The following is a 15,785-nucleotide window of genomic DNA, read 5'->3' as shown; positions in this document are numbered from 1 at the left end:
AATACAGTTGGCTCCGGTCCTCTCTGGTGATGATCATGACGCTTCGCGAGAGCGATGCGGGAACGTGGAACACCGAGGAGATGGCCGAATACGCCAGGTCCTTCTCGCTCGACGCGCTGGGATTTTCGGTGGGCGGCATCATGGCCTCCTATCCAAGCGACATCCCCCTGCACCCCCGCGCGAAAACCCTCGGCGAACGGGACCTCGCCGCGGAGATGATCGCCTCGCTCGCAAAGCGCGGCATCCGGCCCATCGCGAGCATCGACCCCAGCATGGCGTCCCGCGCCCTCTACGCTGAGCGGCCGGAATGGTTCGCGCAGGACAAGACCGGCGGCCCTGTCGAAGTGCACGGCCATTTCGTCACCTGCCCGAATGGCGGCTACTACAACGATTTCATGATCAGGGTCGTCGAAGAAATCCTGACACGCTACGCCTTCGATGTGGGCGAATGCCGCCCAGTTCTCCGCGTGGCACACGCCGCAATGCCACTTGTACCGTCTGCCAGCAGAAATTCCGGGCGAAGACCGGCAAGGCCATTCCCGTCCCGTATGGCGCCAGTACAACGAGTGGCGCTACGAATGCATCGCCGAATGGAACGCCCGCGTTCAGGCCGCCAAGACGCGCATACTGCCCTCCTGCGCCTGGACGCCCCTGAGTCAGGTCGCGGAATCCTGGGATTATTCCCGCGTCGGCGGATGGGACCTCGACTATACGGAACCGCATCAGGGCGGTATCGTGCTGGAAGCCCAGCGGCGCTACGCGAACATGTTCTGGCCGGGCCTCGAGGCACGCTATATGCGCAGCCTCGCGCCCGAGAAAGGCGGCGGCATCACGACCAGCTACTTCCTGCCATGGTACGGCTCTGAACACCGGCGCCATCCGATTGCGCACAGGAAGGAACAAAAGTGGGCACCATCATCAAATCGGTCGAGGCCTTTCAGGCCACCTGGGTCGAGAACGAACTGCCGGGGCGCAGGACGGCGATCGTCCGCGTGACGACGGAGGACGGGCTGGTCGGCTACGGCGAGGCCTCCCCGATGCTGGGCGGGGAGCATTCGCTCGCCATCGTGCGGGACTTTGCGGCTTCCCTGACCGGCCAAGACGCGCCGGACTAGGCCGTCATCTGCGACAGGCTGCTTCACAAATACGTAAAGCTCGGTCCGCGCCTGCTCTCAGGCGTCCTCGGACGCCTTCGCAGGGCGGGTGGTGAGATAGACCGCTTCCAAGCTCATGATGTTTGAAAGGTCGACGCTCATGGAGGCCTGGTAACCGAAGGCGCCGCGCATCAGGCAGGTTTGTGCTGCGGCCTCCGCGGCTTTTGTCAGGATGGCCTCCGGCTGGCGGCCATCGAGCAGGCCGACGAGGACGTTGGCGATATAGGTGTCGCCGGCTCCCAGCGTGTCGATGGGATCGACCGGCTTGGCCGGGACTTCGAAGATGCCGGTTCCGCCGGCGAGAAGAGCACCTTCGATGCCGCGGGTGACGAGGCTCCAGCGGGCGCCGGCTGCATGGGCCCGTTCAGCCAAAGCAAGTGCCTCCTCACGGGAAGCGTCGCCGGCCGAGAAGGCGATCAGGAAACAATGCGGCGCCACCTGGGCAATACGTTCGGGATCATGGACGGTTGCGAGATCGTAGGAAACCTTCGTCGCCTCTGCAAAGCGCGGCAGCCAGGCGTCGACATGACTCGACCGGCCGGTATGAATGGCGTCGAAGTCCGAAAGCCGTGCCAGGTCGGCCCGTGACGGCGCGATGATCGAGACGCCGAGATTGGCGCCGACGAAAACCCGCTCGCCGTCCTGCGTCTCGATCACGCAATAGGCCGTCTGCCCGGGTTCGATCCGCACCGACGAGATGTCGACGCCTTCCTCGATCAAGGCCTGACGGATCAGGCGTCCGGCATCGTCGTCGCAGACCGCGCCCGCATAGGCGCTTTCGGCGCCGGCGCGACTGGCAAAGACGGCATGATTGACGCAGTTCCCGCCGGGAAACATCAGGTTCTGGTCGCGGTAGCAATCGACGACGTTGTCACCGAAAGCGAGAATTCTGGCGGGGCGTGGCATCGGGCAAGCTCTCCTGAGAATAAAACTGAGAACGTTCTCAATTATAGGGCCGTGCTGAAAAAGGCAATCGGTTTCCTGCGCCGGGCGCGGTGGACATTGGGGGGCGGTGATGGAGTTCAGAGGAAACGGTCCAGCTCGTTGAAAGAGGACCATCGCAAATCGGCTGGGAAAAGCATGGAGGCACAACGTGGTATACGCCCTCATACTCGGCTTGTGCCGAGAGCGTCTTCGTTGCGCGTAGCGAAGTCAGAAACGCGTGACCGAGCCGCGTTCGATCAATTCTGCGGGCATCAGCACTGTGCGCGGCGGATAGTCCTCGCCGCGGATGCGCTCCAGCAGCATCCGTGCGGCAGCCTCGCCCATGGCAAGCCGCGGCTGTGCGACGGTGGTGATACCGGGACGGTGAAAGCTCATCCAGTCGAGATCGTCGAAGCAGATGATCGATACATCCTGCGGGATTGAAAGCTTCAACTCGGAGAGCGCCCGCATGGTGCCTTCCGACATGGTGCCATCCGTGGTGAACAGCGCCGTTGGCGGCTCAGGGCTTGTCATCAGGCGCGGTACGACGGCTTGCGCGGCCAGGGCAGAATAGCTGCCGGCTCGCAGTGTCAGGCCCGGGTCCACGGGCAGGCCTTCGATCCGATGCGCGCGGATATAGCCGAGAAGACGCTGCCAGCTCGGATAGAGCGTCTCGCTTTCGATCGGGTCTCCGGCGACGGCGCGGGCGAGGAAGGTCTCCAGCCCGCCGCTTTCCTCGTCCACGAGTTCCGCCACGATGCCGATCCGGCGATGGCCGGCGGCGATCAGGTGGCGCACGGCCTGCTCGGCCGCGGCGATGTTGTCGGTCGCGACGCGATCAACCATAAGGCCGGCGACGGCGCGGTCGATCAGCACCAGTGGAACGCCCATGGACTTGAGATTGTGCAGGTGCCGCGCCTTGCGCGTATCGCTCGGCGTGACGATCAGCCCGTCGACCTGTTTCTGTGTCAGAAGCTCGACCGAGTGAACCTCCTTGGGCTGCGCCTCGTCGCTGTTGGTGATCAGCAGGCCGAAGCCGTTGGCTTCCGCGACGTTGGAAATGCCGCGCAGAACCGAGGCGTAGAACGGGTTCTGGATATCGCCCGCCACCACGCCGAGCGTACGGGTCTTGCCGGTGATGAGGCTGCGAGCCAGAGCATTGGGCCGGTAGCCGAGGCTCTGGGCCGCCTTGAGGACCTGCTCCTTCTTGTCTTCGCTGGTGTAGCCATAGCCGCCGAGCACCCGTCCCGCAGTCGCCGTGGAAACACCTGCCGCCCGTGCAACATCCGTGATCGTTGCCTTGTTTTTCGGAGCCACGTGGCCATTCCTCTCACATTTTCGACCTGCCGAACTGAGAATCCTATCATGTCCGGTCGGGAAAAATCGGCAGCTCTTTATAGGTGTTAGCAGATCGGCGGCGGTTTTCAACGGCTTTGGCATCACATTCGTTACGCAACGGCGCTTGACGGATGGGCCGTCTCCGTGTCTCATATGTGAGAACGTTCTCGCCATTATCTGCAAGGGGAACCAGAGAACGAAACCGCGGACCCACCGGGCTCGCAACGACAAGGAGGTTGTCATGTTTAAATCCATTCTGGCTGGTTGTATCCTGAGCGCAGCTCTGGCGATGCCAGCATTGGCCGACGTCATTCCCGCCCTGCACGATGCCCTGCCGCAGGAGTACAAGGACAACGGCATCAAGGCAGCGGTCTTCAACGACTGGGCGCCGGACGAATTCCTTGACGCCGACGGCCAGCTGAAAGGCTGGAGCGTCGATATCGCCAGGGAGATGGAAGATCGGTTGGGCGTACCCTTCACGTTCGAAGGCACGAGCTTCGATGCGATCATTCCGGGTCTCCAGTCCAAGCGCTTCGACGCCGGCTTTTCCTCGTTCGGCACCACCGCGGAACGCCTGAAGACGCTGGATTTCGTCTCCCAGCGCAAGATCGGCACCTCCTTTGCCTATCCGATGGACAGCAAGCTCGATATCAAGGCGGCGGCAGACGCATGCGGCCTGACGGTCGCCGTGCTCAACGGCTCCTGGGACCTCAGGCTTCTGGAAAAGCTGAATGCCGAAGAGTGCAAGGACAAGCCGGTGGTCGTGCAGACACATGGCACGCAGGCACAGGCGGAACTTGCCGTACGCTCAAAGCGCGCCGAGGCGACCGTGGCTGGCTCGGTCAAACTTGCATACATGGTCAAGCAGACCGGCGATCTTAAAGTGTCCGAACTGGTATTGTCGCCTGTCAACAGTTGCATCGGCGTTCGCAAGGGTGACCCGATCGGCCAGGTCATGACGGACGCAATTCAGTCGATGATCGACGACGGCACCTATGAGAAGATCATGGCCAAGTGGGGGCTGAACGATTCCGGGATGCTGACCAAGGCGCTTCTGATCACGGAAGAAAACCCGGCAGACCTTTAAGATCGACGCCCGGCCCGAGGGCTCGTCGGGTCGGGTGTCCCGCTACCGGAAGCAAGGAATGACGATGTCTGATGAATCGCCACACCGTCCATCAATCCACGATCTCAAGCCCATTTCGGTGCCGAAGTTAGGCCACTGGATCGGCGGCGCGGTTCTCGCAATCTTCGCGGTCATCTTCCTGCAGGTGCTCGTCACCAACAAGAACATGCAGTGGGGCGTCGTTGCCGAATACATGTTCGCTCCGGCCATCCTGTCGGGCCTCGGCATGACGCTGCTGCTGACGGCGCTTGCCATGGTGCTGGGTCTGGCAATCGGCGTCGTGCTGGCGATCATGCGCCTGTCGGCCAGCCGTGTCTTCCAGTCCGTCAGCTGGGGCTGGATCTGGTTCTTCCGCGGCGTGCCGCCGCTCGTTCAGATGATTTTCTGGTACAATCTGGCGCTTCTGCTGCCGGAGGTTTCGATCGGGATTCCGTTCGGCGGCCCCAAGCTCATTTCCTGGGACACCAATGCGCTCATCACGCCTTTCAGCGCCGCCATCATGGGGTTGGCCTTCACCGAAAGTGCCTATGCCGCCGAAATGATCCGCGCCGGCATCCAGGCCGTGAATGGCGGCCAGACGGAGGCCGCTGCGACGCTTGGCATGACGCGCGGCCAGACGCTGCGGCGCATCGTGCTGCCGCAGGCGCTTCGTATCATCATACCACCCATCGGCAACGACACGATCTCGATGCTGAAATTCACCTCGCTCGTCTCCGTGCTGGCGCTGCCCGACCTGCTCTATTCCGCCCAGATGGTCTATGCCCGCACCTATCAGACGGTGCCGCTGCTGCTCGTCGCGACGATCTGGTATCTCGTGCTCACCACGGTCCTGACGGTGGTCGAGCACGCCGTCGAGAACCGCTTGAAATCCGAACATCACGCCGGCGCGAAGAAATCCGGGTTCCTGCCCTTTCGCCTGTTTGCGCGCCAGCAGGAGGCCGTGTGATGAACCAGCAAACGAAGGCCGAGCCGCTGCTGAAGGTCGAGCGCCTGCGCAAGAGCTTCGGCACGCATGAGGTTTTGAGCGGCATCGATGTCGCGGTGATGCGGGGCGACGTGACCTGCATCGTCGGCCCGTCCGGGTCGGGCAAGAGCACGTTGCTGCGCTGCCTCAACTATCTCGAGAAACCGAGCGGTGGCGCGATTTTCCTGCATGGCGAACCCGTCGGCGTGCGCTGGAGGGGCGACAGGCTTTACGAGATGAGCTTCAACGAACTCGCCCGCCAGCGTCAGCGCATGGGCATGGTGTTCCAGGGCTTCCACCTCTTCCCGCACAAGACCGTGCTCGAAAACGTCATCGAGGCCCCGGTTCTCGTCAAGCGCGTGGCGCGCGCCAAGGCGGTCGAGGAGGCGATGATGCTCCTGGAGCGCGTGGGCATGCAGGAGCGCGCGGGCTACTATCCTGCCCAGCTTTCCGGCGGTCAGCAGCAGCGTGCGGCAATCGCCCGCTCATTGGCGATGAAGCCCGACGTCATGCTCTTCGACGAGCCGACCTCGGCGCTCGATCCCGAGCTTGTCGGCGAAGTTCTCGCGGTGATGCGACAGCTTGCCGACGACGGCATGACGATGGTCGTCGTCACGCATGAAATGGGCTTTGCGCGCGACGTTGCCGACCACCTCATTTTCATGGATGGCGGCGTGATCGTCGAGCAGGGAACCCCGGTCGACGTCCTGACGCGCCCGCAGCATGATCGCACGCGGGCCTTCCTGGCGCGGGTTCTGGCTGGCGCGTAAGCGTCAGCCGAGCGTCTGCGACAGTGCGGAGGCGGTGAACAGATCGAGATGGGCACCGCCGTTGTTCTTGAATACGGTGATCTGGTCGGAGGAAGTGCGGCCGCTGCTTTTGCCCTGGATAAGCTCGAAGAGGTCGGCCTTCACGGCATCCCAGGTGATCGCACCGGATGCGACGGCCTGCGAGAGGTCGCCGCCGCCTTGCATATTGTTTCGGCTGTCGACGAAAATCGTGCCGCGCGCAAGCGCTGCATCGTCCGCTTCGCGCAGCGTGGGCAGATAAGCGCCGACGAGGTCGAGATGGGTGCCTGGCCGCAGGATCGCGCCCTTGACCAGCGCCGTGTCCGACATGGTGACGCAGGACACCACATCGGCTCCCGCGACGGATGCGTCGAGGTCCCGGCTCACGGAAGCGTCGATGTCCTGGTCGCGAAGCTGTTTGACAACAGCTTCGGCCCGAGCCGCGGTGCGGTTCCAGACGGTCACCCTGCGCAACGAGGGGCAGGCCGCCAGATGGGCTCCGGCGAAATGCGGGGCGAGTGCGCCTGCCCCGACGATCAGCAGGGTCTCCGCGTCTTCGCGCGCGAGAATGGCCGCGCCGAGGGCGGAATCGGCGGCCGTCTTGCGTGCCGTCATGGCCGCGCCGTCGGCTGCGAGAAGCGGTCCGCCGGTCGTGCCGTCGAACAGCGCCACCAGCCCCTGAACGGCGGGCTGGGGCGGCTGCAGGGTTGCGTTCTGCGGAAAGACGCCGACCATCTTCACGACGATCGGTCCGCCGGGCGCCCAGCCGGGCAGGGTCACGAACTGCGCTTCACCACCCGCCGGATCGGATTGCACCACGACATCGGACGCGGGCATTGGCCCCAGATGCGCCTTGCGCAGCGCCTCGATCAGAAATGGCCAGGGAAGTGCCGCGTGGACGGCAGCAGCGTCGAAAACGTGCATGTTGGACCTTTCAGGTCTTGATCGTGTAGGTGACGAGATGGCTCGGGGTGACGAGTTGCGAAAAGGCGAGCGGGCACCCCTTAGCGTCAGTGACGATCTTTTCGATCCGGTAGACAGGCTGGGCGGCGGTCACGCCGAGGATGCCGCGCTCGGCCGCCGAGGCCAGGCCAACGTCGATCTGCCGCTCCGCATGCGCCGGCTCGATGCCGGCTTTGTCGCGCAACGCGGCGAAGAAGGAGCCTCCGGCGGCAACCGGCTCGATAACCTGCGGGAAGCGCAACCGATCGAACCAGAGCGTTTCGAGCGTCATCGGACGGCCGTCGTCCTCCAGCAGCCGGTCGAAGCGGATCAGGGCTCCGGCTTGCAGGCGGTCACGGATGCCCGGGGCTTCGGGGTTGTCGTCGCGAGAAAGAATGCGGTGTCCGGCCTTTCGGCCGAGCCCGTCCATCGTTTCGGAAAAGCCCGAGAGTGATACCAGTGTCTGGCGCACCTTGGCCGGCATGATCACGGTGCCGCGACCCTGCTGTCGATGCAGGCGGCCGGCGGCGCAAAGCTCGCCGATCGCGCGCCTCAGCGTGATCCGGCTGACGCCGTAGCGCGACATCAGTTCCGGTTCGGGGGGCAGGAAGCTGCCCTCGGTGAACTGGCCGGTCTCGATGCCGGCCAGGATGGAACGCCGGACCTGTTCATAGAGCGGCAAGAGGTTTGCGTGGTCGTCCATCCGCTCTACCAGGTTTGATCAGTAGCTGATCTTCTTCATGTAGCGCCGTGCCTCGAGCATCTCGTGCTTGCGCAGTTCGGCGATCTTATAGGCGAAACGCCACAGTGTGTCGAAGAAGATCAGCGGCACGACGTTGCCACGGAACTGCGGATCGATGCCGGAGAGATCGAGCTTCTCGGCATCGAGAACGAGGATATTCTGCGCCGAGCCGAAGCGGTGCAGGAATTCATCGGCGCGTTCCTCCAGCGGCCGCGTGCTGTCGAGGCCCTTCATGAGGATGAAGGCGCGGTCCTTGTCCAGCACCTCGAAGGGCCCATGGAAGAACTCGTTGGCATGGATCGCCTGGCTGTTGATCCACTGCATTTCCATGAGCACGCAGATGGCAAAGGAATAGGCGGCGCCATAGCTCGCTCCGCTGGCAACCGTATAGACCACGTCTTCCTTCGCAAAGCGCGGCGCATAGTCGTCGAACATCGGCGCGAAGGCGGCCTGCGCACGATCGATGGCCGGCTGAAGGGCGAGCAGGCTTTCGATCAGCGTCTCCGTCAGATCTTCGCCACCGGTGAGAGCAACGAGGCCCATGACGATCTGGTAGATCCGCGAATAGTTGCTGTTCTTTGCATCGATCGGTACGCCGGTCGTGTAAGGCGCCTCGAATCCGACGACATGATCGACCGTCTTGCCAAGCGGGGAGGCCGGCTCGACCGTCAGGCCGATGGTTGCTGCGCCCTTGGACCGGGCGAACTCGGCAGCGGCGGTGGTCTCTTTGGTCGTGCCCGTCATCGAGCAGAGAATGACCAGCGAATTCTGATCCAGCGACCGCGGCGCGCGGGCGACGAATTCGGCGCCGTTGTAGACATCCGACGGCAGCGGCGCGTGCTGGTCCAGCAGGAACTTCGCCGGATGCATGATCGACAGCGAGCCGCCGCAGGCGACGAAGAACACATGTTTCAACGATTTTGTATCGAGTGCGGAAAGCGCGGCGACAACGCCGGCGTCAAACGCGGAGGGGAGGGACATGGCCGTACCTTTCTATATGACGTTATAATACGTATTATAGTTTTCGAGGCCGCGTCAAGCGGCTTGACAGTCGTGGCCAAACTTTGCGAACGTTCTCACATCCGGCGGACAAATGTGAAGCCACGCGACAAACAGGCGGAATTGGATGTGACCCAGACTTACGACACCGTGGTGGTCGGTGGCGGTATCATCGCCGCGGCGGCAGGGCAACATCTGACGGCTGCAGGCTACCGCACGCTGCTCGTCGAGCGCGACGACTATGGTTCCGGCACCTCCAGCAAAACCTCTCGGTTGCAGCATTGCGGGCTCGGTTATCTCTCCGCTGCCAGCGGATCGATCGCCGCATTCCTCACCCGGCCGCGCAGCGCGATCGAATGTTTCCGCCTCATGCACCGGGCGATGCGGGGCAGGGCCGAGTTCGTCCACACCGCGCCCGAGCGTGTCAAACCCGTCACCTTCATCGTTCCGCTGACACGGGAGAACGCCATTCCCCGCTGGAAGGCACAACTCGCCTTCCGCCTGATGGCGGCGAGCGACGGCGGGAAGGTCGCGCTCGATCTCCGCATCCTTTCCCAGAGGGAAGCGCAGGCACATCCGGCCCTGCAAGGCATGGCCGGGCTCGAAGACATTCGCGGGGCGATGACCTTTACCGAATATCAGTATCAGTGGCCGGAGCGCATCGTGGTGGATACGGTGATGAAGGCGCGCGCGATCGGCATGGAGGCGTTGAACCACACGGCGGTGAGCGGGCTGGTGCGCGAAGGCGATCTTTGGCGGGTTACTCTGGCGGCGCCCGAGCGGTCGCGCGATGTGCTGACGCGCGCCGTGGTCAACTGCGCGGGGGTCTGGGTCGATGAAATCACCGCCCTCGCCGGTGCGCCGCATATCCGCAAGAACATCGGTGAAAAGGGTACGAACATCGTCCTTCGCCTGCCCGAAAGCCTGCAGGGCATCGGTTTCGAGACCGTCACGGCAGCCGGCGCACCCTTCTATCTGATCCCCTGGGGTGACCTGCACTATGTTGGTCCGTGGGATTCCGCCTCCGACGGCCGGCCCGAAGGCTTCCGGGCGAACGAGGCGGAAATCGCCGCTATTCTCGACCAGTTGGGGCGACTGTTTCCCGGCCTCGGGCTGCGCCGGGAGGATGTACTCTATTCCTGGGCGGGCGTGCGGCCGCGCAGCCTTGCCAGAGACGGCGTGGGTTCCGCGCCGACCGTCCGGGAACACGACCTTACCGAGGAGGGCCTGTCGAACATCTTCACCTTCACCGGCGGGTTGCTGATGACCCATCGCGACGCCGGGCGGCGGCTTACGCGCGCCGTGTCGCGCCGCCTCAAGCCGTCCGGGCCGAAGCGTCCGCTTGAACCTGCACCGCGGCCCGTCGAGGACATCGACCACGTCACGGAAGCCTCGGTCGCCCATGCCATCCTGCACGAGCAGGCCCGCACGCTTTCGGATATTTTGCGCCGCCGCCTCTCCGTCGGCTGGGAGCCGGATCTCGGCCTGCGCCACGCGGAATCAGCTGCACGATTGGCCGCCCCGCATCTCGGCTGGACGCCGGATGAGACAGCAGCGCAGATCGCCCGCTTCATCGAGGAAACCGTCACGGAATTCGGTCTCAAGGCGTCGCCTCCGTGATCTGCAACGAAGACTGGTGGATGTGAAGTCGTTGACGCAAAAGAGAGAACGTTCTCAGAAATGACCAGGAATTCCGTATCGAAACTCAGGGGAGGAGGCAGGTAATGGCACTTGACGAGCGCAACATCAGCGTAATGAACTTTCACTATGTCCGGCATACGATGGATCGGTTTCTGGCCGATGTGTGCGACGCCGGGGTCTCGCGCATCGAGCTCTGGGCTGCGGCGCCGCATTTCTACATCGGTGACAAGACGCTCGCCGATGCGCGGACGCTTGGGCGGAAAGTGCGCGGCATGGGCCTCGACATCGTCGCCTTCACGCCGGAACAATGTATCTATCCCATCAACATCTCGGCGAAGGAGCCGGAGTTGCGCGACCGTTCGGTGCGCTATTTCCTGGAGTCGATGGAATTTGCCGTCGAATGCGGTGCGCCGGCGCTTCTGGTGACGGCGGGCGGCGGTTACCGCGACGAGCCGGCGTCGCAGGCGCTGGAGCGCTGTGTCGATTCCATGGGCATCCTCTGCGACCGTGCGCAAAAACTCGGTGTCGATCTGTGGATGGAGGCGCTGCCGGATTCGTTCGCCAACATCATTCGATCGGCAAAAGAGATCCGCGACTTGATGGACAAGCTCGCAAGCCCCGCGCTCCACGCGGTCTACGACGTCGCGGGCGCGGTGATGACGCATGAGACGCCGGAGGACTACTTCACCCATCTCGCCGGCCGCGTCGCGCATGTGCATTTCACCGACGCGGATGCTGGCGGAAGCCATCTCGCCTGGGGCGACGGCATGATCGACCTGGACAAGCTGGTCGCCTATCTCCGCAGCCAGAACTATGAGGGCTCGCTGACGATCGAGCTGACGAACTGGAAATACAATGTCGATCCCACCCCGCCGTTGAAGCAATGCGTTTCGGCCATGCGCAGCGCCCTCGGCATGGCGTAGACAACCGGGGATACGATCATGGAAGAGCGAACGCTTTCGGGTGGCCCGGGCACCGGCGCGGCCACAGGTCCAGCCGGAAAGACCGACCCGTTGCTGCGGCCATTGCAGATCGGTCGCCTGACGTTGCGCAACCGGATCATGAGCACCAGCCACGAGACCGCTCTCGACGAGGGCGGCCACCCGCTCGAAGCCTATCAGCGGTATCACGAGGAGAAGGCGAGGGGTGGGCTTGCGCTGACGATGTTCGGCGGCTCGGCCCGCATTTCCGCCGATACGAGCTGGGGCGGCACGCAGCTCGACGTTTCGAGCGATGCGATCGTTCCGGTGTTTCGCGCTTTCTCCGAGCGCATCCATCGCCACGGTGCGGCGGTCATGTGTCAGATCTCGCATGTCGGCCGGCGCGCGAACGCGACGGTGGGCGCCTGGCTTCCCGCGCTCGGCCCCTCCCACTCCCGCGAGGATTACAACCGCAACTTCGCCCACGAGATGGACCGCCACGATATTGCGCGGATCGTGCGTGACTTCGGCCAGGCTGCCCGGCGTGCGCGCGACGGCGGGCTCGACGGTGTGGAGACCATGACGGGCGGTCATCTGATCGGGCAGTTCCTGTCGCCGATGGTCAATCGCCGCGCCGATAATTTCGGTGGCTCCCTGGAAAATCGGACGCGCTTCCTTCGCATGGTCTATGACGAGATCCGCCGCCAGGTGGGAGCCGATTATCCGCTCGGCATCCGCTACACGATCGATGAGGACCATGCGGAAGGCTTGAGCTTTGCCGAAGCGGTCACTGTTGCCAACATGCTGGAGCGCGAGGGACTGATCGATTTCTTCAACTGCATTTTCGGCCGGTTCGACACGCGCCTCAACCTGCTCGTCTACAACATCCCGGACATGATGGCTGCGTCCGCGCCGTGGCTTCGCCAGGTCGGAATGTTCAAGACGCAGACGGGATTGCCGGTCTTTCATGCCGCCAAGATCGCCGATGTCGCCACGGCGCGCTATGCCGTCGATGCGGGACTGGTCGATATGGTCGGCATGACGCGCGCGCATATGGCGGACCCGCAGATCGTCAACAAGCTACGATCGGGCAGGACGGAGCAGATCCGCCCATGTGTGGGTGCGTCGCACTGTCTCTATCGCGCGGTGCATTGCATCCACAATCCGGCAACGGGCCGCGAGACCTGGCTGCCGCAGGTCATCGACCGGTCGCCGAATGCGGGCCGAAAGGCCCTTATCGTGGGTGGCGGACCTGCAGGGCTGGAGGCCGCGCGGGTGCTGGCCGAGCGGGGACACGATGTCGTGCTTTTCGAAGCGGCGGATCGGCTCGGCGGACAGCTGGTCCTCGCCGCAAAAGTCCGTCTTCGCCGCGACCTGATCGGCATCGTCGACTGGCGCATCGCCGAATTGGAACGGCTCGGCGTGGATGTCCGGCTGAATGTCTACGCGGAAGCATCCGAGGTTCTTGCCGAAGCACCCGATCTCGTCCTCGTCGCCACCGGCGGCGTTCCGGATTTCGGCCCCGTCATGGGGAGCGAGTTGTGCCTCAGTGTCTTTGACGCCCTCGGCAACCCCATGCAAGTTGCCGATGACGTGCTGATCTACGACGCGACCGGGCGCCATCCCGCACCCTTGGTTGCCGCCGAGATCGCGGCCGCTGGTAAAATGGTAACGTTCGTTGCCCGCGACCCGTCGGTCGCCCCGGAAATGGAGCATCATTCGAGCATTGCCTACCGCAAAACGCTTGCCGAGCATGATGTGCGGGTTCTGCTGGAATACGAACTGGTTTCGGTGCGTGCGCGGGAAGGGCGGCGAGACGTGGTGTTGCGTCATCTGCTGACGGGCCGGGAATTGCGCGAGACCCACGCGCAGGTCATCATCGAGCATGACACGATGCCGGTGAACGACCTCTTCGACGAATTGCGACCCTTTTCGGTGAACGACGGCGTCACCGGGATCGAAAGTCTGGTCGGCCCGGCGCCTCTCCGCGCCCGGCCGCCGGCCCGCTTCGAACTGCACCGGATCGGCGACGCCGTCAGCAGCCGGTCGGTTCATGCCGCCATGCTGGATGCCCTGCGGCTGGGGATGCAGTTCTGAGGACCTGATATCTATGCGGGCGCATTTGCGACGGAGGCGCGCTCGACGACTTCCGTCCGCAGGACAACGCGGACCGCCTCCGTGCGGTGTCCGTTCAGCCTCTCGACCAGCAGCTTGGCTGCCGTCTCGCCGAGACGGTAAACGGGCTGGCGGACGACGGTGACGGGCGGCGTCGTAACGGACGTCCAGTCCGCATCGTGGAACGACACCAGCGACAGATCGTGCGGAATCCGAAGGCCAAGTCCGCGGCAGACCTTGAAGACCTCAAGGCCGATCACGCTGTCCGACGCGATGATCGCCGTTGGACGATTTTTCGCCTCGAGGATCTGCGTGGCGATGCGGCGCGTTTCCTCCGGCGTTACCGCGCCCATATGTACCCAACTTTCCGTTTCCGTCAGGCCCGCTTCGCCGCAGGTGCCGAGAAAGCCCTCGATGCGCCGGCGCACCGAGCCGGTGTTGATGTCGGCGGGTGTGCGGAAAAGATGATCCGGCGTGTCGCAGGCGGTGAGATAGGCGATGCGGCGGTGGCCGCGCGCGATGAGCTGGCGCGTGACGTCCTCGGCGGCATGCCGGTCGTCGGCGATGACCGTGTCGACGTCGAGGAATTCGCTGCCGCGATCGAGCAGCGCAAGCGGCCGGCCGGAGCCCGTAGCCTCCCGGAGATGCCCGACATCGCTTTCCTTGGCCGGCGAGACGATCAGGCCGTCCACCCGCTTGGCAAGCAGCGTGCGGATCGCGGCCTTTTCGATTTCCGCATCCTCGCCGGAATTGATGAGAATGACGGTGAAGCCGGCCTGTCGGGCGACGTCGGTGATCCCTCGCACGGCAAGGCTGAAAAACGGGTTTTCGATATCGCCCACCACCACGCCGATCGTGCCCGAGCGGCCGGTCGTCATGCTGCGGGCAAGCTCGTTCGGCCGGTAATCGAGCGAGCGCGCGGCGGCGGTCACGGCTTCGCGCACCCGCTCGCTGACCGTTCCGTATCCCCCGAGTACGCGCGCGGCCGTCGCCTTCGAGACGCCAGCCTTGCGGGCGACGTCGGCTACGGTGACGGAGGTGTTTTGGGATTGGCTCTGATCCATGAACGCAAGCCTTACAAGAGATATTGACGACTGGCAAATGCGAAGATAACAATTGCGAAAAGTCAAAGAGACCGGTCTCTTTATATTTGAGACCGGTCTCAATAATAAGAACGCTAAAATCTGACATGCGAGTTGCATGGGTCGGGCGCGTGGATCGTACCGCCGCCCGGACGGGATCCGTGCGCCTTGAAGACATTGCAGCAACACCACCAGAGGAGACGAAACCAATGCGATTTACCGAAGCCTTCACTTCCCCCTTTGCCCGAATGCGCACCACCGCCATCGCGGTTGCCCTTGGTATCCTGACAGGTGCCGCGACGCCGGCGCTTGCCGAGGACAATCCACTCGGCCTGATCGATCCCGCCGTCATCAGCGTCGGTACGATGGGCGATGCCAAGCCCTATGCTTTCACCACCGCTGACGGCAATTTCACCGGTTTCGATATCGAGCTCATCCTCAATGTCGCCGAGCGCATGGGCTTCAAGAAGGAGCAGGTGATCTTCACGGGGCAGGAATTTTCCGCGCTGATGCCCTCGGTCGCCAACAGCCGCTTCGACATCGCGGCCGCGGCCATCGGCACGACCGACAAGCGCAAAGAGAACGTCGATTTCTCGGACGGCTATCTCGCCGGCTTCCTCACCGTGCTGACGCCGGACGCCGGCATCACCGCTGCGGCCGGCCTCAAGGGCAAGCGCCTCGGCGTCGTGCAGGGCACGCTGCAGGAAATCTATGCCGAGAAGAATTTCACCGGAACCGACCTCGTGAAATTCCCGGACAACAACTCCGCCGTTTCGGCCCTCAACAATGGCACGGTCGACGCCCATTTCCTCGACTACGAGGCGGCGAAGGACTATTCGGCGCGCTATCCCGAACTGAAAGTGGCGGTCAACATCCCGAGCTTCGACGCGCCGGCCGGTTTCGTCATCCGCAAGGGCAACGATGCGCTGCGCGCGGCGCTGAACAAGGGCCTGCACGAAGCCATGCAGGACGGTACCTGGAAGACGCTGCATGAAAAGTGGTTCCCCGGCACGCCGATGCCCGACACCTATCTTCCCAAGCCGTGATGCC

15 protein-coding genes are annotated in these 15,785 nt (G+C 63.7%); 9 read left to right on the top strand and 6 right to left on the bottom strand.

The window, feature by feature from the left end; genetic code table 11:
- Positions 1–35: 35 nt before the first annotated feature.
- Both VGN93_RS10750 and VGN93_RS10745 read left to right on the top strand, forming a co-directional pair.
- Positions 36–866, top strand: a complete 831-nt coding sequence (locus VGN93_RS10750) for a hypothetical protein (RefSeq protein ID WP_327507511.1) — start codon at positions 36–38, stop codon at positions 864–866.
- Between the two features lie 39 nt (positions 867–905).
- Positions 906–1,115: a hypothetical protein gene (locus VGN93_RS10745; protein WP_327507510.1), complete on the top strand. Its 210-nt coding sequence runs from the start codon at positions 906–908 to the stop codon at positions 1,113–1,115.
- Between the two features lie 57 nt (positions 1,116–1,172).
- Here VGN93_RS10745 and VGN93_RS10740 read toward each other — a convergent pair whose 3' ends face one another.
- Together VGN93_RS10740 and VGN93_RS10735 are read right to left on the bottom strand one after the other, a co-directional pair.
- Positions 1,173–2,060: a PfkB family carbohydrate kinase gene (locus VGN93_RS10740; RefSeq protein ID WP_327507509.1), complete on the bottom strand. Its 888-nt coding sequence runs from the start codon at positions 2,058–2,060 to the stop codon at positions 1,173–1,175.
- A gap of 246 nt (positions 2,061–2,306) precedes the next feature.
- Positions 2,307–3,395, bottom strand: coding sequence for a LacI family DNA-binding transcriptional regulator (locus tag VGN93_RS10735; RefSeq protein ID WP_327507508.1), 1,089 nt, complete (start codon positions 3,393–3,395; stop codon positions 2,307–2,309).
- A 262-nt stretch (positions 3,396–3,657) separates the two neighbouring features.
- On the opposite strand from VGN93_RS10735, the gene VGN93_RS10730 reads away from it, so the two are divergent.
- The 3 genes from VGN93_RS10730 to VGN93_RS10720 all read left to right on the top strand — a co-directional run bounded on the left by VGN93_RS10730 (position 3,658) and on the right by VGN93_RS10720 (position 6,276).
- Positions 3,658–4,503, top strand: a complete 846-nt coding sequence (locus tag VGN93_RS10730; RefSeq protein ID WP_327507507.1) for an ABC transporter substrate-binding protein — start codon at positions 3,658–3,660, stop codon at positions 4,501–4,503.
- A gap of 64 nt (positions 4,504–4,567) precedes the next feature.
- Positions 4,568–5,488, top strand: coding sequence for an amino acid ABC transporter permease (locus VGN93_RS10725; RefSeq protein ID WP_327507506.1), 921 nt, complete (start codon positions 4,568–4,570; stop codon positions 5,486–5,488).
- Positions 5,488–6,276: an amino acid ABC transporter ATP-binding protein gene (locus VGN93_RS10720; RefSeq protein ID WP_327507505.1), complete on the top strand. Its 789-nt coding sequence runs from the start codon at positions 5,488–5,490 to the stop codon at positions 6,274–6,276. The genes VGN93_RS10725 and VGN93_RS10720 overlap by 1 nt, the downstream gene beginning before the upstream one ends.
- A 3-nt stretch (positions 6,277–6,279) precedes the next feature.
- On the opposite strand, the gene VGN93_RS10715 is transcribed toward VGN93_RS10720, so the two are convergent.
- Genes VGN93_RS10715 through VGN93_RS10705 form a run of 3 tightly spaced genes read right to left on the bottom strand, consistent with a single transcriptional unit; the run spans position 6,280 to position 8,959 of the window.
- Positions 6,280–7,218, bottom strand: coding sequence for an ornithine cyclodeaminase (locus VGN93_RS10715; protein ID WP_327507504.1), 939 nt, complete (start codon positions 7,216–7,218; stop codon positions 6,280–6,282).
- Between the two features lie 10 nt (positions 7,219–7,228).
- A complete protein-coding gene (locus VGN93_RS10710) occupies positions 7,229–7,939 on the bottom strand; it encodes a GntR family transcriptional regulator (RefSeq protein WP_327507503.1) in 711 nt (236 codons plus the stop codon).
- Positions 7,940–7,957: 18 nt separating this feature from the next.
- The gene (locus VGN93_RS10705; RefSeq protein WP_327507502.1) at positions 7,958–8,959 is read right to left on the bottom strand and encodes an SIS domain-containing protein; all 1,002 of its coding nucleotides are present in this window, start codon (positions 8,957–8,959) and stop codon (positions 7,958–7,960) included.
- A gap of 147 nt (positions 8,960–9,106) precedes the next feature.
- On the opposite strand from VGN93_RS10705, the gene VGN93_RS10700 reads away from it, so the two are divergent.
- The 3 genes from VGN93_RS10700 (at position 9,107) to VGN93_RS10690 (ending at position 13,635) form a co-directional block, all read left to right on the top strand.
- Positions 9,107–10,597 (top strand): FAD-dependent oxidoreductase, encoded by a 1,491-nt coding sequence (locus tag VGN93_RS10700; protein WP_327507501.1) that lies wholly within the window; start codon positions 9,107–9,109, stop codon positions 10,595–10,597.
- Between the two features lie 104 nt (positions 10,598–10,701).
- Positions 10,702–11,541 (top strand): sugar phosphate isomerase/epimerase family protein, encoded by an 840-nt coding sequence (locus VGN93_RS10695; protein ID WP_327507500.1) that lies wholly within the window; start codon positions 10,702–10,704, stop codon positions 11,539–11,541.
- 18 nt (positions 11,542–11,559) lie between these two features.
- A complete protein-coding gene (locus tag VGN93_RS10690) occupies positions 11,560–13,635 on the top strand; it encodes an FAD-dependent oxidoreductase (protein WP_327507499.1) in 2,076 nt (691 codons plus the stop codon).
- Positions 13,636–13,646: 11 nt separating this feature from the next.
- Here VGN93_RS10690 and VGN93_RS10685 read toward each other — a convergent pair whose 3' ends face one another.
- Positions 13,647–14,717, bottom strand: a complete 1,071-nt coding sequence (locus VGN93_RS10685; protein ID WP_327507498.1) for a LacI family DNA-binding transcriptional regulator — start codon at positions 14,715–14,717, stop codon at positions 13,647–13,649.
- A 227-nt stretch (positions 14,718–14,944) separates the two neighbouring features.
- Between VGN93_RS10685 and VGN93_RS10680 the strand changes: the two genes are divergently transcribed.
- Positions 14,945–15,781 (top strand): ABC transporter substrate-binding protein, encoded by an 837-nt coding sequence (locus VGN93_RS10680; protein WP_327507497.1) that lies wholly within the window; start codon positions 14,945–14,947, stop codon positions 15,779–15,781.
- Positions 15,782–15,785 lie beyond the last annotated feature (4 nt).

The sequence above is a fragment of the Shinella sp. genome (genome assembly GCF_035998705.1).
Classification (GTDB): domain Bacteria; phylum Pseudomonadota; class Alphaproteobacteria; order Rhizobiales; family Rhizobiaceae; genus Shinella.
Note: the sequence above shows the minus strand (reverse complement) of the source record. Positions and strands in the feature narration are given on the sequence as shown.